A 19,614-nucleotide genomic window follows, 5' to 3' on the forward strand; every position below is an offset into this window, starting at 1 on the left:
GATGTTTTAGATGTTATAAATTGTGCCTGCCGACAGGTCCTTCCTTCCGCCGCTTACGCTGGCCAGGCAGTTGATCTCTCCCCGGATCCTCAGAACTCCGAGCAGGGCAAAAATAAGCGCCTCTTTATAGTGGATCAATTTCTCTTCAGGGATCACCAGGGATGTGCCTGTCAGTTTCTTTAACCGTTCAAGCAGCATAAGGTTCAGTGTTCCGCCCCCGGTTATCAGGAGAGACTTTATCCCTGCCTCATGGATGTTCCTGGAAATTTGATAGGCAATATGCTCCAGCACGGTGGCCATAATATCTTTGGCGGCCAGATTGCCGGGCCGAATAAAAGGAAGGAATTGTTCCAGGAACCACTCCCTTCCCAGGGATCGGGGTCCGCTTTTTGAGTAGAAATCCAGGCCGTTCAACTTCTCTAGCAGCTCCTTATGCACCTGTCCCGAACGGGCCATCTCCCCATCCCTGTCAAAGGGCAGTCCTTCCATGGCGGCTATATGGTTGAGTGCCATATTGGCGGGGCAGAGATCATAAGCGATCCGCTCCCCCCGACTGTTTTCGAAGGAGATATTGGCAAATCCTCCCAGGTTCAGACAGCCTTCATACTCGTGAAAGAGCAAGCTGTCGCCCAGGGGAACCAGGGGAGCTCCCTGTCCTCCCTGGGCCACATCCTCGCTCCGGAAATCATTGATTACCGGGATTCCTGTCTGGTCGGCCATAATCCTGCCATTTCCTGCCTGGAAGGTAATCCCCCGCTTTGGTTCGTGCAGGATCGTATGTCCGTGTGAAGAAATGTATTGCGGGAACAGCCCCGTCTTTCTGTGAAAGACAGAGAGCAGCCGGGCATAGTGATGGCCCAGTTCCAGATCGAGTTCATCGATGTTCTTTTTGCTCCATTTACAGGCTTGTTCCAGTTTACAATAAAGCTCCTCCGGGTAAGGAAAGGTTTCGGCCTCCAAAATCCTGAAATCCCACAAGCCATCCTTCCATATCAGATCGCAGCATGCCAGGTCGACCCCATCCATGGATGACCCTGACATTAATCCCGTAACCCGGTAAGTCTTTTTCATGAATTATTTTTTACCATTCAAAAGTAGTCTGAAAGAGCTTAACATTTCCCTTTTGGTCGCTTACATACAGTTCCAGTTCGTGAAGCGTTCCTTTGGCAATTCGCTCCGGGTCAAATCTGTAGATAAGGAGTTCGTTCTTCGGATCATATTCGAACAAGGCCCAATGCGTATCAATATAGCCCTCGTATCTGCCGATACCAGACAATTCATCGCGGATGGTGAAGCGAAGCTCTTCATTGCCAGAATAATCGATTCCATGGTTCTTATGAGGGATGATTTCGGGAGAAACAGAGTCGATTGCCACACTGAATACCCCGAACTTTTTAAGTCTGGCTACCATGGCACCATCTCTGTATTCGCCGCCTGCCGACTCAAATTTCCCTTCATCGTTGACGGTAATGAACAACAGTTTGTTTCGAAGCCCGGGATCAACTTCGGGACTGTCCACAGAAAGGGTATAGGAGGAGTGTACCGGTACCTCTTTATTGCCAAGGTGATACAGGGGACTGAGTGTTCCCTCTTTCTGAGGGGACATATGGAAGCTGAAGTCGATATCCTGGTAAAGGGCGTTGGCCGGAATCTCTACCCGCACCGGGCCCCTGTCAAAGCGGTTGACCCTGTCAGATTTCAGGGTGGACACGTAGATGGAGTCTTTGCCCGCAGGGGCAGGCCTGTCTTCAGCTCCCTGAAGGGTAAACTCCAGAACGGAGCTGTTTCCGACCACATCGGTGGCCACGATCCTGAAGGGGTAGGTCCTGGGCTCATTTACCACCAGGGCCTGGTTATCCGCTGATTTATTGTAGATTCTAAGCCTGTCGTTGGGGAGACGATGAAGACGGTGTGCCCTGATTCCCGATCTGATCAGTTCCCGGTAATCGATGTGTGCATTGATGTACCTGGTTTCCGAGAAGGCGAATTCGTCCATCGCATGGCTGTATTTGAGCTTATTGTCCACAAACATCTCCAGGGTATACACGCCGCACCTGTTGGAAGCCCCATCCAGATAATCAAAGACCTCAACACTGATACCCAGATTTCCATAAGCCGAAATACCGGTGCCGTAAGGGATGGTGTAAACTCCATTGTCCCTCACAATGCGGCTCGAAAACTTTTCAGTTTGATTGTTTACATAACTCTGGCTATCCATGGGATACAAATGAAGCGAATAGAACCTTGGAGCCGTCTGGTCCCTGATATCAAAGTTGTATTTGAGCACATTCACGGGATGCTGGTTGGCCGAGCTGCGGATCTCAAAATGAAGATGGGGCCCTGAGCAGCTGCCTGAGTTTCCTGAAAAGGCTATTAATTGCCCTTTTTTCAATGGAAAGGTCTCTCCGCTCAGGTAAAGATCTACTGTATGGGACTGCTGCCTGTACTGCATGCGGGTTACATAAGTGGCTATATCGTCCCGGAACCTGTCCAGGTGCCCGTACACAGAAGTGAAGCCATTTGGGTGGCTGATGTAGATGGATTTCCCGTAACCGTTGGCTTGAACCTTGATCCTCGAGATGTATCCTTCATCCACGGAAAACACCTGGTGGCCGGTTTTCCCCTGTGTTTTAATATCAATCCCCGAATGGAAATGATCACTCCGGATCTCCCCAAAATTACCGGAGAGGTACAGGGGGATCTTCAGGGGAGGATGGAAGCTTATTCCATCCTGTCCGATGCTGTAAAGCATAAGGAATTGTAACAAAATCAGGGTAATGGCTCTGGACATCATTATCTCGGGGATCTTAAAATTTCAAAACTATGCTTTTATTTTTAAGCTCAACAGTTTCGGAATTGAAAGTTTTAAACGGATCAAAATAATTCTATATTTGTATTATATATCTCTGTTGAATGAGTGCTGAACAGACCGAAATACTTGAAGGAATCAGGAAGAAAATTCAATCGGCAAAAGTCCGCTTGCAGGAACAACTGGACGAAAATGTCCGCTTGAAAACACAGAATGAGCATCTTCAGAAATCGGTTCAGCAAAAACAGTCAGTAATTAATGAATTGGAACAAAAAAACCAGAAATTGTCTCTGTTAAAAGGGATTCTGGCCGATGGTGAAGATTCACAGGATGCCAGGATACAGATAAATAGAATTGTGCGGGAGATTGACAAGTGTATTGCTCTATTAAACAGATAGGACGGGGATGACGGAAGATATGCTTTCTATAAAGGTTCAGATTGCTGAACGTTTTTATCCCCTGAAGATAAAACGCCGGGATGAAGAGAAAATACGGCAGGCGGCCAGAATGATTAATGATAAAGTACTGCAGTATAAACAGAGATATACAGATAAAGATACGCAGGATTTTATGGCCATGGCTACTCTTCAGTTTGTTATAAACCTGATCGATTGCGAACAACAACAAAATGTTGTATCTTTGGAAGAGGAGTTGGGGAATTTGAGTAGTGAGCTGGATGAGTTATTGAAATAGAGTAAGACGTTCTTATACATATTAATGAGTTTGCCCGCATTGTTTCTTCAATTATTTTTTGAACTCAACATTTATCATATTGGAGCAAAGCTCAGATTAAGAAAAGCAGGCCAAAATTCCGGTTCGCCGGGATACTGAAGTATTCAGTCATTGGACACTTGATATGATCTGGCAGTTCCACCCGTGTTTTATGGGGTTTAATAAAATTTTGAGGGAATGTGCGGGTTTTTTTATTTTCTAAAATGAACTAGATATGGAACTGTTAACGCATTTATTGATGCTGCAGTCGTCCATGGTCATGTATCTTGTTATAGGAGGTGCTTCACTGTTATTGGGAGTGGGAGCTGGCTTCGTCCTTGTTGGTGTAATTACCAGAAGAAAGAGCTCCAGGATGCTCAAAGAGGCAGAAGGTGAAGCAGAAATGATTAAGCAACAGAAGATACTGCAGGCCAAGGAGAAGTTTCTTCAGCTAAAGGAAGAACACGAGAAGCTCATCAATGAGAAGAATGGAAAGCTGAATCAGCTAGAGAATGAAGTAAAACAAAAAGAGTTTTCTGCCAGCCAGAAATATGAGGATATTCAACGGAAGAGGAAGGAGGTAGATGCTATTCGGGAAAATCTGAATGTTCAGCTGGAGCTTATTGAAAAGAAAAAAGAAGAACTGGAAAAATCCCACCGCAGGCAGGTGGAGCAACTGGAGACCATATCGGGTCTTTCAGCCGAAGAGGCAAAAGAGCAACTGGTTGAATCTCTGAAAGAGGAGGCCAGGACAGAGGCCATGTCACTGATCAATGAGATCGTTGATGAAGCCAAGATGACTGCGAACAAGGAGGCAAAGAATATCGTTATCAAAACCATTCAGAGGGTGGCCAGTGAAACGGCCATTGAGAATGCTGTGACGGTCTTTCATATCGAATCGGATGAGCTTAAGGGCAGGATTATAGGAAGGGAAGGAAGAAATATCCGTGCCCTGGAGGCTGCCACGGGTGTGGAGGTGATTGTGGATGATACTCCTGAAGCCATCATTCTTTCTGCCTTCGACCCTGTCAGAAGGGAAGTGGCCAGGCTATCCTTGCACCAGCTGGTTACCGATGGACGTATTCATCCGGCCAGGATTGAGGAGGTAGTGGCCAAAACCCGGAAACAGATCGAGGAGGAGATCATTGAAGTCGGAAAGCGCACAGCCATTGATCTGGGGATTCATGGCCTGCACCCGGAACTTACCCGTATGGTGGGAAAGATGAAATACCGCTCATCCTATGGGCAAAACCTCTTGCAGCACTCCCGGGAAGTTGCAAATCTCTGTGCCATTATGGCAACGGAACTCGGTTTGAATGCCAAACTGGCCCGGAGGGCTGGTTTGTTGCATGATATTGGGAAGGTGCCCGATGATGAGCCTGAGATTCCCCATGCAGTTTATGGAATGAAGGTGGCTGAGAAATACAAGGAGAAACCGGAAGTATGCAATGCCATCGGATCGCATCATGATGAAGTGGAGATGACCACACTTCTTGCACCCATTGTACAGGTTTGTGATGCCATATCAGGGGCCCGACCGGGCGCCCGACGTGAAGTGGTAGAGTCTTATATCAAGCGTTTGAAGGAACTGGAGGCCATGGCCCTTTCCTATCCTGGTGTTTTGAAAACCTATGCCATTCAGGCAGGCAGAGAGCTAAGGGTAATTGTGGGCAGTGAAAAAGTAACAGATAAGGATGCGGAGAGCCTTTCCTTTGATATTGCCAGGAAAATTCAGGATGAAATGACCTACCCTGGACAGGTAAAAGTGACTGTTATTCGTGAAACACGTGCCATAAGTTACGCCAAATAGTGAAAAAAGTTCTTGTTACGGGTACAGCGGGTTTTATTGGGTTTCATCTGGCCAGGAAACTGGTGGAACAGGGATTCCATGTAACCGGGCTGGATATCATCAATGACTATTACGATGTGGGGCTGAAATATGACCGGCTGGAGCTGTCCGGGATAGCACGCAGCAGTATTGCCTATAACCAGGAAGTAACAAGCAGTAATTCTGATAATTATCAGTTCATCCAGTTAAAACTGGAGGACCGCGATGCCCTTTTCGATTTGTTCGCCAGGCATCAATTTGATGTCGTGGTGAACCTGGCCGCCCAGGCAGGTGTGCGCTATAGCCTTACCCACCCTCAGGCCTATGTGGATAGTAATATCACCGGTTTTCTGAATATCCTGGAAGCATGCAGGCATCATCCCGTTGAGAACCTGATCTATGCCAGCAGTTCGAGCGTTTACGGGCTGAATAAGAACATGCCGTTTTCTGTGAGTTCCAATGTGGATCACCCCGTGAGTCTCTATGCCGCCAGTAAGAAGAGCAACGAGCTGATGGCCCATACCTACAGTCATCTCTTTGGAGTGCCCAGCATAGGCTTACGCTTTTTTACGGTTTACGGTCCCTGGGGCAGACCCGACATGGCCCTGTTTCTCTTTACAAGAGCGATCCTGGCCGGCGAGCCGATCCAGGTGTTTAACCATGGAATGATGGAACGGGACTTCACCTATGTGGATGATATTGTGGGCGGGATCGAAAGAATGGTCAGCCTGGGTCATGTAAAGGGGGAGGGGTGGAAGCCTGAAACTCCGGATCCTTCATTCTCCTCAGCACCCTACAAGATCCATAACATCGGGAACAGCAGCCCCGTTAAATTGATTGCCTTTATTGAGGCCATTGAGAAAGCACTGGGGAAAAAGGCTGAATGGCAAATGATGCCCATTCAGCCCGGGGATGTGGAAAAGACCTGGGCCGATGTCACTTCCTTAAGGAGAGATTATAACTACAATCCGGACACCCCGGTGGAAACCGGAATCCAACGGTTTATTGCCTGGTACAGGATGTATTACAAAGTATAGGGCCGGGGAAATCACTTACCGGGGTGAAGTAAGTTCTTCAGCGATTGAGCTTTATCTGTCTGTCCCGACCGTTCGTAGGCAAATTGCAGGTTGATAATTAACCTTTCAATAAGTTCAATTCCGGAGCAGGGAGAGAAGTAATACTCCTTTTCTTCAATCTTCAGATGACGCAGGAAGTGTTTCAGCTCCTTCAAGCCCAATACCGATCCCTTATCCGAGGGATTGATATAGAAGAGGATGTTGTTTGGATCTTCATGGTAGTCCGGATCGTAATAGCACAGAACGAAGTTCCTGGGCAGATTCACCCCGTAGATCGGCAGGTTCAGTCTCCTGGCCAGCTCCGCATAGATCAGTCCCAGCAATACCGGGCTCCCCTTATAAGTATCCATCACATGATTGATCAGATAAAGTTGCGGAGAGTGTGCCTTCTTCAGACTTTTATCGAACTTATGAATCTCGTAGAGAAAATAGTTGATCACCTTTACTTTTTCAAGGGCAGTCAGCTCGTTATTCAGCTCCAGCCAGATATCTTTTTTTATCTTCTCCATTTTCCTGTTCAAAAGCTCATATTCCAGTTCAGGATACTGGAAACGTGCCACCAGGAAGGCCCCGTAAAGCAGGTCGTTGCCACCACCTGATCTCCAGTTGTTCATTCCTCTTTCCAGAGAATTAAACTGGATTTTCCGTATCACATCTTCAATCCGAATCTGCAAATCGGATTTAAGCGTGATTTCCCATCTTTTCTCCAGGGGAGCGACCACTGCTTCGCCAAGCTCTATCAGGCGATTCGATACATTGTCAAATACGAGTTTATCAGGATCTTCCAGAAGACTGATCAGGGCTTCCAGCTCTTTATGTCCGTTTTCAGTCATCCGGAAGCAGTTTTTCCAGGACCATGCGAATCAATGCATCAACGGCCCCGTGATAGTCCTCCAGAAACTCAAGGGATATGCGGTTTGCAATTGCGACACAAATGGTAATGGCCTGGTGGTTCAAAAAAGCAGATAAAGCATAAAGCGCTGAACTTTCCATCTCAAAATTATTGATGCGCATGCCTTCAAACCGGAAGGTGTTGATTTTTGAAACCAGTTCTGGGTCAAAAGGGGAAAGCCGGATACTCCTGAGCTGCGGCGCATAAAACCCGGGAGTGGAGAGGGTGATCCCGGATAGCACCCCGGGTCCGGACAGCAGCTTGTGCAACTTCTCTGAGCCTTTGATAAAGTAGGGTTCGGCCAGGGTGCTTTTCCATGAGGTGTGATCTCTGAAGGAGTCGGACAGGGAGAGCAGGTTATGCTCATCGGGATCCCTGTAGAAGTGGTAAAGCCCGTCAAATCCCCCGGCCACCCTGGTGAGGATCTGTCCACCGGGAGCGATATCGGCATGAAGTGCTCCGCTGGTCCCGATCCGGATCAGGTTCAGACTCTTTTTCCGTACCCGGGGGATGCGCCGGTCCAGATCCACATTTACCAGGGCATCCAGCTCATTCAGGACAATATCTATGTTATCAATCCCAATACCTGTGGAGAGTACGGTCACTCTTTTACCCCGGTAACTGCCTGTATGGGTAACAAATTCCCGGTTACCTTTCTCCAGCTCAATATGGTCGAAATGCGCCGAAACCATAGAAACCCTTCCGGGATCACCCACAAGGATCACATGATCGGCTATATCCTCAGGCAGTAGCTTCAGGTGGTAAATACTTCCATCCGGATTCAGGATCAGATCTGTACGGGAAATCGGATTCATACACGCTGCTATTTCGCTTATTCCATAAAAATAGTGTATTTTTACAGCTGCTTTGAAAATACTTACTCACAAACAAAACACCATAATATGAAAAGAGCTCAATACTTAATTATTAGCGTGGTAGCCATCGTGGTACTGCTGCTTATATTCGGAAGTCAGATGTTTTATGTTCTGAAACCGGGTGAGCGTGGCGTGGTTTTTAAGAAATTCGGAATGGGACTGGATAAGGATAATATCTATATTCCCGGATTTCATGTAATTGCTCCATGGAATGACCTGATACGCTACGATGTCAAGGAACAAAAGATTGAAGAGACCATGGATGTACTGGATAAAGGCGGACTGTCCATCAATGTGGATGTGACCCTTATTTTTAATCCTTTTTATGAAAGAATCGGTTATCTGCATGAAAACATCGGAGCCAATTATGTATCCGTTATGGTGATCCCCAACGTGCGATCGGCCGTTCGGGCGGTAACAGGCCGCTACACCGCCGAGGAGATTTATTCCACCATGCGTGGCGAAGTGGAGAAAGAGATTATTGCAGCTACCCGGAAAGCACTTGCCGATAAAAGTATAGAGATGAAAGACCTGCTGATCCGGGCCATTACCCTGCCCGAAAAGATAAAAGCTGCGATTGAGAGTAAATTGCAGCAGCAGCAGGAGGCCCTGGCCTACCAATACCGGCTCGAGCGTGAGACGAGTGAGGCCGATCGTCTCCGGATCCAGGCACAGGGTATTGCTGATTACAATGCCATTATCAGCGCTTCTCTGACCGATCGTATTTTAAGGCAAAAGGGTATTGATGCTACCCTGGAGCTGGCAAATTCAGCAAATAGCAAGGTGGTGGTCATTGGAGGCGGGGAAGAAGGATTGCCGCTGATCCTGGGAGGAAACTAAAGCAAAAGAATCATGTTGCAGCGATCACAGACTCTTTTTCTTCTGGGAGTCTTTATCCTGAGCCTGTTTTTATTAACGGGCCCTGTCACACGTTTTACACTGGAAGGAAGCGAGTTTGTACTGAAGTATTCCGGCCTGTTTAATGAGGCCGGTGAGAAACTGGAAGTGGCCACCTGGCCGCTTTCCGTTCTCTGTATCTCCGTTGCGGTGCTTGCATTTCTAAATATTTTCCTGTACAGGAACCGTATGCGGCAGATGAGGATCGCCGTGTTCCTCATCCTGCTCCATGCGGGTATGGTAGCCATGATGTTTTTCTATACAGCTATGTCGAAGCGTCAGCTGGAGGGAGCCCTGGTCCTGCATCAATGGAGGTTTGTGATACCTCCCGTATGCATTATTCTCCTCTATTTCGCCTTCCGGAGAATCCGCAGGGATGAGCTGCTTGTAAAGGCTTTCGACAGGATCAGATAATCACAATGTTGTCCTGGTCGGTTATCTTTTCGCAATAGTGGCATTTCAACTTCACCTGCACTTTGGAGATCACCTCGAAACGCGTGCTGACCTTTTCGTTATTGGTGATACATTTGGGATTCACACATTTCGCGATGCCGTAGATTTCATCGGGAATTTCAACCACCCTTTTCTCGACCACGTCGTACTCGCGGATAATGTTTAGCTTGGCACTGGGCGCCACCAGGGCAATCTTGTTGATTTCCGAGTCTTTAAAGAAAACCTCTGACAGTTTGATGATCCCTTTTTTTCCCAGCTTATTACTTCCGAGACTGTTGCCGATGGTTATCATGGTATCGAGTTTATCGAGGTTCAGGATGGATACCACTTTAAAGAGGGCAGAAGCCGGGATATGATCAATAACGGTTCCTTCTTTAATCGCACTGACTGATAGTTGTTTATCTTTCATCTTATTGGCTTGTTCAGTTGGAATGAAATTATTTTATACCCAGGATGGAGGTCAGGATGGCCATACGCACATAGACTCCGTTCCTTGCCTGATCAAAATAGTAAGCATGGGGGCTTCCGTCCACATCTGTATGGATCTCGTTTACCCGGGGCAGGGGATGCAGCACTTTCATGCTTTCCTTGCAATCCTCCAGCATCGCCCTGCACAGGATGTATGCGTTTTTAACTCTTTCATATTCAATGGGATCGGTGAATCGTTCCTGCTGAACCCTGGTCATATAAATAATATCGGCTTCCGGAAGGAATTCAGTCAGTTCCTTTCCTTCGATATAATTTAATCCGATTTTGTCCAGATAAAGTTTATAGGAAGGGGGCATTTTAAGCTCATCGGGTGATATGAAATAGAAGGTTGGATTGAATTTGGACATGGCCTGAAGCAGGGAATGAACGGTTCGTCCGTATTTCAGGTCTCCTACCATAAAGATCTTCAGGTTCTCCAGGGTACCCTGAGTTTTCAGGATGGAATACATATCCAGCAGGGTCTGGGTGGGATGCTGGTTAGCACCATCTCCTGCATTCACAATGGGTACAGAAGAAACCTCGCTGGCCAGGCGGGCACTCCCTTCCAGGGGGTGGCGCATCACGATCAGGTCGGCATAATTACTTACCATTTTAATGGTGTCGTGCAGGGTTTCTCCTTTGGAAGCACTGGTGGCCCCTGAATCGCTGAATCCAACAACCCGGCCACCCAGTCCGTTGATGGCAGTTTCAAAACTCAGCCGGGTTCTGGTGGAGGGCTCAAAAAACAGGGTAGAGATCACATATCCATTGAGGATTTCCTGGCGTGGGTTCGCTTCGAATTCGGCAGCCAGATCCAGGATACGCAGATACTCTTCCCGGGTGAAATCTGTGATTGAAACAAGATGTTTGTTCTTCATACGATGAGGATTTATTTCGAATTTAATATAGTGACTATTCTTCTATAAGTGCTATCCTGCAGCTTGTGATTTTTGAAAAACTATCAAACACCCTATTGCTATGCCGCTTCCATGATTTCAAAGTCAGTGAGCAATTCAAATCAAACTCCTGCTCCTCGATATCTAGCTCCAACTCCTTGATCACCTTCATGACGGCATTCATACAATCGTATTTAAACTCCACTCTTAAGCGGTCATACACTCTTCGCTCGATACAACTGTTCTGATCCAGTGCATCCGCGGCAGCCGACCGATAGGCATTTATCAATCCACCCACACCCAGCTTGGTCCCTCCGAAATACCGAACCACCACCACCAGCAGATCGCTTAGTTCCCTGGATATAATTTGTCCGTATATGGGTTTACCGGCACTTCCCGACGGTTCTCCGTCATCGCTCACCCTGTACCGTGTCAGCCCGGGCCCCAAACGCCATGCAAAGCAGTGATGCCGGGCATCGTGATACATCTTTTTAAGCCCGGCCAGTTGCTGCTTTATGCCCTCCTCATGATCAAGCGGATAAGCGAATGCGAGAAATTTGCTTCCTTTCTCTTTATAAATCCCTTCCGAAGGGCCTTGTATGGTCAGATACAGATCTTTCATCTAGACCAGCATAAAAAGCAACAGAGCCAGTGCCGACAGTCCGATTCCTATCCAGTTGATCAGTTTCAGTTCCTCTTTAAAAACCCAAAGTCCCACCAGCACGCTCAAGGCCACTATACTGATGTTATTGGCCCCGAAAATAACCGAACTGTCTAAGCTCCTGCCATCAGACGGGCTATAGTGCAGGGCTCTTACCATAAAATAGATGGAACCGAAGTTCACGGCTCCCAGCAAGCCTCCCCAGGCCCATACCCTGCCTTTGAAAAACTGTCGCCTGTCTTTCCTGAATATAAGCATGGCCAGTAATCCTGAGAGAAAAGCATTCAGGAAGAGAATGGCGCTGAAAAGAGCGGTTTCGACATCATCCACATATTGCTGTTGTGCCAGTTTCACCAGGGAATCCACGACCCCCATACCCACAAAAAGCAGGAGGGGGATAAAGACGGCACTCCTTCCAAAACTACCGTTTTCAGGTTTATATACCGTTAACACCACTCCACCCAGCGCGATAATCACAGCGGTCGACTTCATCTGGGTAAGCTGATCGGAAGGGTCGATAATCAGGGAGAAGACAATGGGGAAAATGACCGACATTTTACTGGCAACGGTGGTGACCGATAGTCCGGCTTTTTTTGTGGAATGGGCCACCAGGAAAAACATCAGAATAAACAGGATTCCAATGATGATGCTGACAGGCAGCCATCGGGCATCCAATATGGCTGGAAGTCCTGCATCGCCGGTGTTGATGATAAGACCCAGCAGAGTGGCAACGAGGTAATTAATAACAATTACCGGGAAGACCGGGATATATAACCGGCTAATACTTTTGAAAATGATGAAAATGCCTGTGGAGGAGAGTATGCAGAGAATAAGAAAATGCATTCAGAACTTCATATTAAAAAAAAACAGGTCCCTTGAGAACCTGTTCCTGTTGAAACTACATTTTAAGTTTTTTCTCAATTTCATCGACCTGGAGCCGGAAGCGTTTATCAGTTTCTATCAGGTTATTCACTGTTTTACAGGCATGTAATACTGTTGCATGGTCCTTTCCTCCAATCTGGGAGCCAATGGTTGCCAGAGATGATTTTGTCAGGGTCTTGGAGAAGAACATGGCTACCTGGCGTGCCTGAACAATCTCCCGTTTTCTCGTCTTTGACTGTAGCTGTTCGAGCCCGATGTTGTAGTAATTGCAGACCACTTTCTGAATATAGTCAATGGAAATCTCCCGCTTGGTGCTTTTGATGAGCTTATCGATCATCTCTTTGGTGAGATCGAGAGTAATCTCTTTCTTGTTAAGTGTTGACTGGGCAAGCAGGGATATCAGTGCGCCCTCCAGTTCCCTGATATTATCTGAGATATGTGTGGCGATACACTCCAATACCTCTTCAGGAAGCTCGATCCCATCATTATAGGTTTTCTTTTTCAGAATGGCCATCCGGGTTTCGAAATCTGGTACCTGAAGATCGGCCGAAAGCCCCCACTTGAACCTGCTGAGCAACCTGGACTCCATTCCCTGTAACTCTACCGGGGGTTTGTCCGAGGTGAGAATCAATTGCCTGCCACTTTGATGAAGATGATTGAATATGTGAAAGAAGGTATCCTGCGTTTTCTCCTTTCCTGCGAATTCGTGCACATCGTCAATGATCAGCACATCAATCATCTGGTAGAAGTGGAGAAAATCATTTTTATTGTTATTCCTGATGGCATCTACAAACTGCGTCTGGAATTTGTTGGCATTTACGTAAAGAACTGTTTTATCAGGAAACAGCGCCTTAACTTCAATGCCTATGGCCTGTGCCAGATGAGTCTTTCCCAGGCCACTGTCGCCATAAATCAGCAAAGGATTAAACGCGGTACCCCCGGGGTTTTTAGAGACGGCATAACCGGCAGAGCGGGCAAGTCTGTTGCACTCACCTTCGATGAAGTTATCAAATGAGTTCTCCGGATTGAGCCTGGGATCAATATCCAGCTTCTTCAATCCGGGAATTACAAAAGGGTTTTTTATAGTATTTTCGCTGGCATCCAGAGGAACGGAAACGGGAGTGTTCCGGATCTCCTTATTGTTTCTGGCCGGGAATTTGACCGTATAGGGCTTGCTGTTATTATAGGAGTTATTCTGCATGATCACGTTGTACTCAAGCTTGGCTTCCGGGCCCATTTCTTTTTTGATCACTTTTCGCAGTATATCAATATACTGTTCCTCGAGGTATTCATAGAAGAAGGGGCTGGGAACCTGGATAGTCAAAATGTCATTTTCAAGCTTCAGAGGAACAATCGGCTCAAACCAAGTACGAAAACTTATGGAGGGCACATTGTCTTTGATCACGTTAAGACAGTTGTTCCAGATACGTTCATGCATTTTAAACGTCGATTTAGTATTAGAATTTTAAGTTTTTAGCCAGCGGGATACTAAAAGCAAAGATTGTGAAAAAAAAGTTAAAAAAAAACTGAAGAAGCCTTGAAAGTTACAGAAAGACTATATTGTTTTTAGGGTCAATTATTTATAGAATAAAAAAAAACAGATTATTTGTAACATGCACAATATCAAATAGTTATCATAATTCTTATTCTTTCTAATCTTAATGAATTGTTAATTAAACCTTTAGTCCTTCCAATTCAATTTTTTATTTAATATACATCCAAACTCAGGGTTTTCTTTCAACAAAAAAAAACAACTTTTATCAAATTATTTCACCTGAAAATCTTCGCTTCCGGGGTGGTTTTTGCTGTTATTTTCCGAACAGTGAAAAATGAACATAATCCTGCGGATTTTCATTCAGATCGTTCACCAGGCTGTCCAGGTTACTAAGAAGATTTTGAAGCTGAGTGTATATGCTGTCTGAGTAAATAAGTTTGCCTGCGGAACCCTCACCGGAATTCAACTGATTCATCAGCTGTGTAAAGGCGCCGGACGCTGCTATTAATTCTTCGGCGATCCTGTCAATGCCGGCTCTGTCCAGGGAGGCAGCGATGGAGTTAAGGTGCCCCGTCATTGAATCAATCTCCTCTTCCTGAGATTCAAGCATGGAGGTAAAACTCTCCAGGTTTTGAAAGCTTTCGTACAGCGGTCCGCCCTGCTTCAGAGAACGGGAAAGGGATGCCGATATCCCGGCAAGGTGGCGGAGGGTTTCGGCCGGATCCTCTGTTTTCAAAAGCCCGTCAAGTTTTAAGACCACGCTGTCAAGGGATTCTGCGAGCCCTCCGATCTGCTCGACGACGGGCAGGATCTGGTCGGTGACGGAGGAAAACATATTCTCTTCAGTTAAAGACTGGATGGTATCCTGGTGCTGAAGCCGGTCCCCTTGTCCGGATGCCTCCAGGCGGATGGCCTTGCTGCCCAGGAGATCCGCACTGTAGAGGATGGCGGTGGAACCTCTCCGGACAGGGTAGCGTTTCTCGATATGCAATTTTACATGGATGGGGGGCTTCACGCCCGGCAGAAGATCAATGGCATCTATAAACCCGATTTTCACTCCGTTCATCAGCACAGGTGCGGAGGACTCGATGCCACCTGAATCCTCAAAAAATGCATGCAGGGTATAGGTGCTGTTAAGTATATTCCTGCCTTTCAGGTAGTTAATGCCCCAGATTAAGACAATCAGAGTTGCTAGACCGATGATGCCGACTTTGGCTTCACTGCTGATTTTCATATGATTGATTTATTTCCTCCAGGGCAACGCTGAGCGGAACGATCTTCCCGCCCTTCGATGCCACAACAAAAGCGTCTGGATAATCAGATTTTATTGCAGTACATCTCTCCAGGGCCGCGTGGTAACTGGACTCTCTGCCCACCAGGTATTTGAACCACCTGCCATCCTCGATCACCATGACCCTATCGTAGCCCTTAAAGGATGACGGTTCTGCGGCAATTTTGTTCTTGGAAGAAGCCAGTTGAACGCTAAAAATGATCCTGTCCGCCACAGGGGCAAGCTCTTTGTTTTCTTCAGGGCTAAGCTTACCGCCGGCAGGTTTATCTCCCACGACCACGGTAAGATTGCTCCGGCGGTCAATAAGCTCTTTGTAGTTTTTAAATCCCCGGTAGATGGCAGAGGCAATAATCTCCTGCCCATATGGGGTAAGCAGGTATTTTTCCTCTTCAAGATTGGAAATAAAACCGGTCTCCACCAAAACACCCGGCATAGAAGTCTGCGCGAGCACCAGAAGACCCTGCTCCCTGACACCCAGATCATTTCTCTGCGCACGCTCCCTGAACTGGTCCTGCACAAAATCGCCGAACTCGATACTCTGTTTAAAATAGGTCTTTTGCATCAGGGAAAACATAATATAGGATTCGGCCGATTTGGGGTCAAAGTCTTCATAAACCGTTTCATAATCCTCCTCCAGCAGGATGACGGAGTTCTCTCTGACCGCCACTTCAAAATTTTCATCTGCACGGTGCTGACCAAGGACCAGGGTGAGGGTTCCATGCGCCGTGGTCCGGCTGTGCGCGTTTACATGGATGGACAGAAAGAGATCCGCTTTGGCTTTGTTAGCAATTTCGGCCCGCTGCTGCAGCTCAACAAATACATCTGATTTCCGGGTATAGATCACTTTGACATCCGGAATATTCTCTTCGATATAGGAACCTACTTTCAGGGCAATGGCAAGGGCAATGTCTTTTTCCTTGCCCCGCTTGCCAACCGCACCGGGGTCTTTTCCGCCATGCCCTGCATCAATCACAATGGTCCGGATTCCCTTGGGCGGATCCTTCCCTGGATCTCTCCCTGTGGATGGGATAGAAATAAGCGCTAAAAATGTTGATACAAGAAACGTATGAAATAGCCGTTTTATATATATTGGCATTACCTTTGCGTTTATCACAAAAATATAAGTTTATCCATATTGCTTTACGATCGGTCTAAGATATTTTTCATCATCTTACTAACTCTGTTGTCTTGCCCTGTATTGCATGCTCAGCAGGCCGATACTGTTGTAGCGGCAGCTCATCCGGCTCTGGATTCTTTTTTCGAGGCCATATCGGATAGCATGGTGATGGCCGATTCTCTTCGCTCCGACACACTGACTATCCCTCCCTCAGGCGGGGGAGATGTGGAATCGGAAGTGGTGTACGATGCCAATGACTCTCTTATATTTTGGCTGGACGATGGAATGGTGGAGCTTTACGGAGGGGCGATTATCACCTATGAAGACATCACCCTGGAGGCTGACTATATCCGCTATGAGATGGACCTGAACCTGGTCATTGCAAACGGATTGCCCGATAGCGCGGGAAATATGGCGGGAAATCCGGTCTTTACGGATGCAAACAATTCATTTGAATCCAAGAACCTGAGATATAATTTTAAAACTCAGAAAGGCTATATCGAAGAGGTGATCACCCAGCAGGAGGGAGGTTACCTGCATGCGGAGCAGACCAAGAAACAGAATAACGGGCATGTGCACCTGAAGGACGGGAAATATACCACCTGCGATCTGGACCACCCCCATTTCTATATCGCCCTGACCAAGGCGATCAGTATGCCGGGAGATAAGATAGTTTTCGGACCTGCCTACATTGTCCTGGCCGATGTGCCGCTTCCCATCGGACTTCCCTTTGGTTTTTTTCCAAATTCAACTACCAAAACTTCGGGAATCCTGATTCCCAAATACGGGGAGGAAGCCAGGCGGGGTTTTTTCCTCCGGGAAGGAGGCTACTATTTTGCCATGAACGATTATATGGACCTGCGTGTAACCGGAGATATCTATACCAACGGTACCTGGGGGGTGCGGGTCGGAAGTAATTATAAATGGAACTATCGTTTCGGGGGAAATCTGAATGTGCGCTATTTTAAGAATGTGAACGGATATAAGAATATTGAAGATACTTATACAGTAAGCAGGGATTATGCCATTGGCTGGAGCCATAGCCAGGACTCCAGGGCTAATCCCAACAGTTCGTTCAGGGCCAGTGTAAACTTATCCAGCTCCTCCTACGATCAGAACCATACCAGGAATATCAACAGTGTGATGAGAAACACCAAGCAGTCCAGTATCTCCTACACAAAATCATGGCCCAACAGCCCCTTTAATATGAGTGCTTCCCTGAACCACTCGCAGAACAGCAATAATAAATCGGTTAGTCTGACTCTGCCTAAGGTCTCCTTCAACATGGCCAGGATCAATCCTTTCAAACGTAAATCGGGAGTGGGTCCCAAACGTTTTTATGAGGATATACAGTTGAGTTATACCAGTCTGCTGGAGAACCGGATTTCCACTACGGATACTCTGCTGTTCACCAGCCAGGTGTGGGATGATATGAAAAACGGATACAATCACAGCATTCCCCTGAGTTTAAGTATCAAACCATTCCGGAAAACGCCCATGCTGCAGAGTTTTGCCATTACCCCTTCCCTGAATTACAATGGGATGCTCTATACCAAGCAGACCCGGAAATATCTCAGCTATGAAGATGAGTATGATGAACTGGGGAACATCACCGGCTACAGCACTACTATTATTAAGGACACCATCAGTAAGATATCTTATGCCCACTCCCTCTTTCCCAGTATTGGTTCGGGCATCTCCCCCAAGATTTACGGCATGTATACTTTTAAGGGAAAGGGCAGGCTGGAGCAGATCAGGCATGTGATGACCCCAACGGCCGGCTTCTCCTATGTGCCCGATATGGGTAACTTCCAACCCGACTACTACCGAACCCTGGTGGATGAAGAGAGCGGGGATACCGTTGCAATTTACTCTATTTACGAAGACGGGATCTATGGAACCCCCTCCACCAGGGGAGCATCCGGTTCGCTTAATTTTTCCCTGCGTAACAATCTGGAGGCAAAGATGCGCTCCAAAAACGACACCATTGATGAACTGGAGAAGGTGAAATTGCTCGATAACCTGAGTTTAAGCACCAGCCTGAATCTCTTTCATACAGACACACTGACGCCCGCATGGACCCCGATCAATTTCAACGGAAGCACCAAATTATTTGATAATAAACTGAACTTTACTTTCCGGGGAGTACTGGATCCCTTCGGATATGATACCGCAACCAACAGAAGTCGCACCGCAGAAACCTGGTTTTCCCAGACAGGCAAACCGCTTCGCCTTACCGCAGTCAGTATGTCGACAGGTTTTACACTCAAATCAAAGAAGGAGAAGAACGGCACCAAGCCGGGACAGGAGGATCTGGACGGCCAGTCACAGCTTAACAGCCGGGGTATGGATGGAGAAGACCCCCTGGGAACCTATGATCCCAATGTGGAGGAGTTTTACGGCGACTATGTGGATTTTGATATTCCCTGGTCGCTCCGGGTGGACTATAGTTTCAGTTATTCCAAAAAACTGGATGAGAGCAAGATTATTCAGACGCTGAGGACTTCCGGCGATTTCAGTCTTTCACCCAACTGGAAAATCGGATTTAATACTGGCTATGATCTGAACACGAAACAATTCACGACCACCAACCTGAGTATTTACCGGGATCTGCATTGCTGGGAGATGCGCATCTCGGTGGTTCCCTTTGGAAACTACAAATCCTACAATTTCCAGATCAATGCCAAGTCGGCTATTCTGTCTGATCTGAAATGGAACAAAAGAAAATCCTGGGTGGATAATTTCTGAGACTAAAAAAAAACCGCCCGGATCATCCGGACGGTTTCATATGGATAAATGGATAAGAGGGTAAATTCTATTCGGAAACGATTTCAAAAGGAATATCCACCAGCACCTCTTTATGGAGTTTGACGGTGGCTGAGTAGCTTCCGATCTCTTTGATCAGATCATCTTTGATGGAAATGTTCTTGCGTTCCACTTCGAATCCTTTTTCTATCAGGGCTTCGGCTATCTGGATGGTATTTACAGAACCAAAGATTTTTCCCTTGGTGCTGGTTTTGGCACCAATGGTCAGACTCACTTTCTTCAGTTCTTCGGCCAGTTTCATAGCGGCCTCTTTCAGTTGCTCTTCTTTGTGAGCACGTTGCCGGAGAATCTCCTCATGGACCTTTTTGTTCTGTGCCGTGGCATTGATGGCATAGCCTTTCGGAATCAGGTAATTCCTGGCATATCCATCCTTCACCATAACAATGTCGTCCTTATGTCCCAGATTGGGCATGTCCTGTTTTAAGATCACATTCATT

General features: G+C 46.9%; 19 protein-coding genes. 7 read left to right on the forward strand and 12 right to left on the reverse strand.

What is annotated here, in order from left to right:
• Positions 1-6 precede the first annotated feature (6 nt).
• Together P1P86_04035 and P1P86_04040 are read right to left on the reverse strand one after the other, a co-directional pair.
• Positions 7-1,071, reverse strand: a complete 1,065-nt coding sequence (locus P1P86_04035) for an anhydro-N-acetylmuramic acid kinase (protein ID MDF1574344.1) — start codon at positions 1,069-1,071, stop codon at positions 7-9.
• Positions 1,072-1,081: 10 nt separating this feature from the next.
• A complete protein-coding gene (locus P1P86_04040) occupies positions 1,082-2,791 on the reverse strand; it encodes a M23 family metallopeptidase (protein MDF1574345.1) in 1,710 nt (569 codons plus the stop codon).
• 122 nt (positions 2,792-2,913) lie between these two features.
• Between P1P86_04040 and P1P86_04045 the strand changes: the two genes are divergently transcribed.
• The 4 genes from P1P86_04045 to P1P86_04060 all read left to right on the forward strand — a co-directional run bounded on the left by P1P86_04045 (position 2,914) and on the right by P1P86_04060 (position 6,385).
• A complete protein-coding gene (locus P1P86_04045) occupies positions 2,914-3,207 on the forward strand; it encodes a hypothetical protein (protein MDF1574346.1) in 294 nt (97 codons plus the stop codon).
• 7 nt (positions 3,208-3,214) lie between these two features.
• A complete protein-coding gene (locus tag P1P86_04050) occupies positions 3,215-3,502 on the forward strand; it encodes a cell division protein ZapA (protein ID MDF1574347.1) in 288 nt (95 codons plus the stop codon).
• Between the two features lie 292 nt (positions 3,503-3,794).
• Complete coding sequence (gene rny / locus P1P86_04055; GenBank protein ID MDF1574348.1) at positions 3,795-5,330, forward strand: ribonuclease Y; 1,536 nt, start codon at positions 3,795-3,797, stop codon at positions 5,328-5,330.
• On the forward strand, positions 5,330-6,385 hold the full coding sequence (locus P1P86_04060) for an NAD-dependent epimerase (protein ID MDF1574349.1): 1,056 nt from the start codon (positions 5,330-5,332) through the stop codon (positions 6,383-6,385). Before rny ends, P1P86_04060 begins: the two co-directional genes overlap by 1 nt.
• A gap of 11 nt (positions 6,386-6,396) precedes the next feature.
• Here the strand turns inward: P1P86_04060 and P1P86_04065 are convergent, their stop codons facing one another.
• Together P1P86_04065 and P1P86_04070 are read right to left on the reverse strand one after the other, a co-directional pair.
• Positions 6,397-7,257, reverse strand: a complete 861-nt coding sequence (locus P1P86_04065) for a transglutaminase-like domain-containing protein (protein ID MDF1574350.1) — start codon at positions 7,255-7,257, stop codon at positions 6,397-6,399.
• On the reverse strand, positions 7,250-8,131 hold the full coding sequence (locus P1P86_04070; GenBank protein ID MDF1574351.1) for a nucleoside phosphorylase: 882 nt from the start codon (positions 8,129-8,131) through the stop codon (positions 7,250-7,252). The genes P1P86_04065 and P1P86_04070 overlap by 8 nt, the downstream gene beginning before the upstream one ends.
• Positions 8,132-8,218: 87 nt before the next feature.
• Between P1P86_04070 and P1P86_04075 the strand changes: the two genes are divergently transcribed.
• Together P1P86_04075 and P1P86_04080 are read left to right on the forward strand one after the other, a co-directional pair.
• On the forward strand, positions 8,219-9,031 hold the full coding sequence (locus P1P86_04075; protein MDF1574352.1) for a prohibitin family protein: 813 nt from the start codon (positions 8,219-8,221) through the stop codon (positions 9,029-9,031).
• A gap of 12 nt (positions 9,032-9,043) precedes the next feature.
• Entirely contained in the window at positions 9,044-9,502 is a 459-nt protein-coding gene (locus P1P86_04080; protein MDF1574353.1) for a DUF4293 domain-containing protein, read from the forward strand.
• Here P1P86_04080 and pyrI read toward each other — a convergent pair.
• The 7 genes from pyrI to P1P86_04115 form a co-directional block, all read right to left on the reverse strand.
• Positions 9,495-9,950, reverse strand: coding sequence for an aspartate carbamoyltransferase regulatory subunit (pyrI, locus tag P1P86_04085; protein ID MDF1574354.1), 456 nt, complete (start codon positions 9,948-9,950; stop codon positions 9,495-9,497). The genes P1P86_04080 and pyrI overlap by 8 nt on opposite strands.
• Before the next feature lie 28 nt (positions 9,951-9,978).
• Positions 9,979-10,887: an aspartate carbamoyltransferase gene (pyrB, locus tag P1P86_04090; protein MDF1574355.1), complete on the reverse strand. Its 909-nt coding sequence runs from the start codon at positions 10,885-10,887 to the stop codon at positions 9,979-9,981.
• Positions 10,888-10,921: 34 nt separating this feature from the next.
• Complete coding sequence (locus P1P86_04095) at positions 10,922-11,527, reverse strand: YigZ family protein (GenBank protein ID MDF1574356.1); 606 nt, start codon at positions 11,525-11,527, stop codon at positions 10,922-10,924.
• The gene (locus P1P86_04100) at positions 11,528-12,409 is read right to left on the reverse strand and encodes a DMT family transporter (protein ID MDF1574357.1); all 882 of its coding nucleotides are present in this window, start codon (positions 12,407-12,409) and stop codon (positions 11,528-11,530) included.
• Between the two features lie 55 nt (positions 12,410-12,464).
• Positions 12,465-13,886, reverse strand: a complete 1,422-nt coding sequence (gene dnaA / locus P1P86_04105) for a chromosomal replication initiator protein DnaA (protein ID MDF1574358.1) — start codon at positions 13,884-13,886, stop codon at positions 12,465-12,467.
• Positions 13,887-14,256: 370 nt separating this feature from the next.
• Complete coding sequence (locus tag P1P86_04110) at positions 14,257-15,177, reverse strand: MlaD family protein (GenBank protein ID MDF1574359.1); 921 nt, start codon at positions 15,175-15,177, stop codon at positions 14,257-14,259.
• Positions 15,161-16,207: an N-acetylmuramoyl-L-alanine amidase gene (locus P1P86_04115; GenBank protein ID MDF1574360.1), complete on the reverse strand. Its 1,047-nt coding sequence runs from the start codon at positions 16,205-16,207 to the stop codon at positions 15,161-15,163. The genes P1P86_04110 and P1P86_04115 overlap by 17 nt, the downstream gene beginning before the upstream one ends.
• Positions 16,208-16,417: 210 nt before the next feature.
• Here P1P86_04115 and P1P86_04120 point away from each other — a divergent pair, with 210 nt between their 5' ends.
• Positions 16,418-19,099 carry a putative LPS assembly protein LptD gene (locus tag P1P86_04120; protein MDF1574361.1) on the forward strand — a complete coding sequence of 894 codons (2,682 nt, stop codon included), beginning with the start codon at positions 16,418-16,420 and terminating at the stop codon, positions 19,097-19,099.
• Between the two features lie 67 nt (positions 19,100-19,166).
• On the opposite strand, the gene rplI is transcribed toward P1P86_04120, so the two are convergent.
• Entirely contained in the window at positions 19,167-19,613 is a 447-nt protein-coding gene (rplI, locus tag P1P86_04125) for a 50S ribosomal protein L9 (protein ID MDF1574362.1), read from the reverse strand.
• Position 19,614: the final 1 nt, after the last annotated feature.

The sequence above is a fragment of the Bacteroidales bacterium genome (assembly GCA_029210725.1).
Lineage (GTDB): Bacteria > Bacteroidota > Bacteroidia > Bacteroidales.

Bases quoted from the DNA above. Each gene is read 5' to 3' on its own strand.
- P1P86_04045 (MDF1574346.1), top strand. From the start codon at position 2,914: ATGAGTGCTGAACAGACCGAAATACTTGAAGGAATCAGGAAGAAAATT.
- rplI (MDF1574362.1), bottom strand. From the start codon at position 19,613: ATGAATGTGATCTTAAAACAGGACATGCCCAATCTGGGACATAAGGAC.
- P1P86_04040 (MDF1574345.1), bottom strand. From the start codon at position 2,791: ATGTCCAGAGCCATTACCCTGATTTTGTTACAATTCCTTATGCTTTAC.
- P1P86_04070 (MDF1574351.1), bottom strand. From the start codon at position 8,131: ATGAATCCGATTTCCCGTACAGATCTGATCCTGAATCCGGATGGAAGT.
- P1P86_04035 (MDF1574344.1), bottom strand. From the start codon at position 1,071: ATGAAAAAGACTTACCGGGTTACGGGATTAATGTCAGGGTCATCCATG.
- P1P86_04095 (MDF1574356.1), bottom strand. From the start codon at position 11,527: ATGAAAGATCTGTATCTGACCATACAAGGCCCTTCGGAAGGGATTTAT.
- dnaA (MDF1574358.1), bottom strand. From the start codon at position 13,886: ATGCATGAACGTATCTGGAACAACTGTCTTAACGTGATCAAAGACAAT.
- P1P86_04075 (MDF1574352.1), top strand. From the start codon at position 8,219: ATGAAAAGAGCTCAATACTTAATTATTAGCGTGGTAGCCATCGTGGTA.
- P1P86_04110 (MDF1574359.1), bottom strand. From the start codon at position 15,177: ATGAAAATCAGCAGTGAAGCCAAAGTCGGCATCATCGGTCTAGCAACT.
- pyrB (MDF1574355.1), bottom strand. From the start codon at position 10,887: ATGAAGAACAAACATCTTGTTTCAATCACAGATTTCACCCGGGAAGAG.
- P1P86_04065 (MDF1574350.1), bottom strand. From the start codon at position 7,257: ATGACTGAAAACGGACATAAAGAGCTGGAAGCCCTGATCAGTCTTCTG.
- P1P86_04050 (MDF1574347.1), top strand. From the start codon at position 3,215: ATGACGGAAGATATGCTTTCTATAAAGGTTCAGATTGCTGAACGTTTT.
- P1P86_04080 (MDF1574353.1), top strand. From the start codon at position 9,044: ATGTTGCAGCGATCACAGACTCTTTTTCTTCTGGGAGTCTTTATCCTG.
- rny (MDF1574348.1), top strand. From the start codon at position 3,795: ATGGTCATGTATCTTGTTATAGGAGGTGCTTCACTGTTATTGGGAGTG.
- P1P86_04100 (MDF1574357.1), bottom strand. From the start codon at position 12,409: ATGCATTTTCTTATTCTCTGCATACTCTCCTCCACAGGCATTTTCATC.
- pyrI (MDF1574354.1), bottom strand. From the start codon at position 9,950: ATGAAAGATAAACAACTATCAGTCAGTGCGATTAAAGAAGGAACCGTT.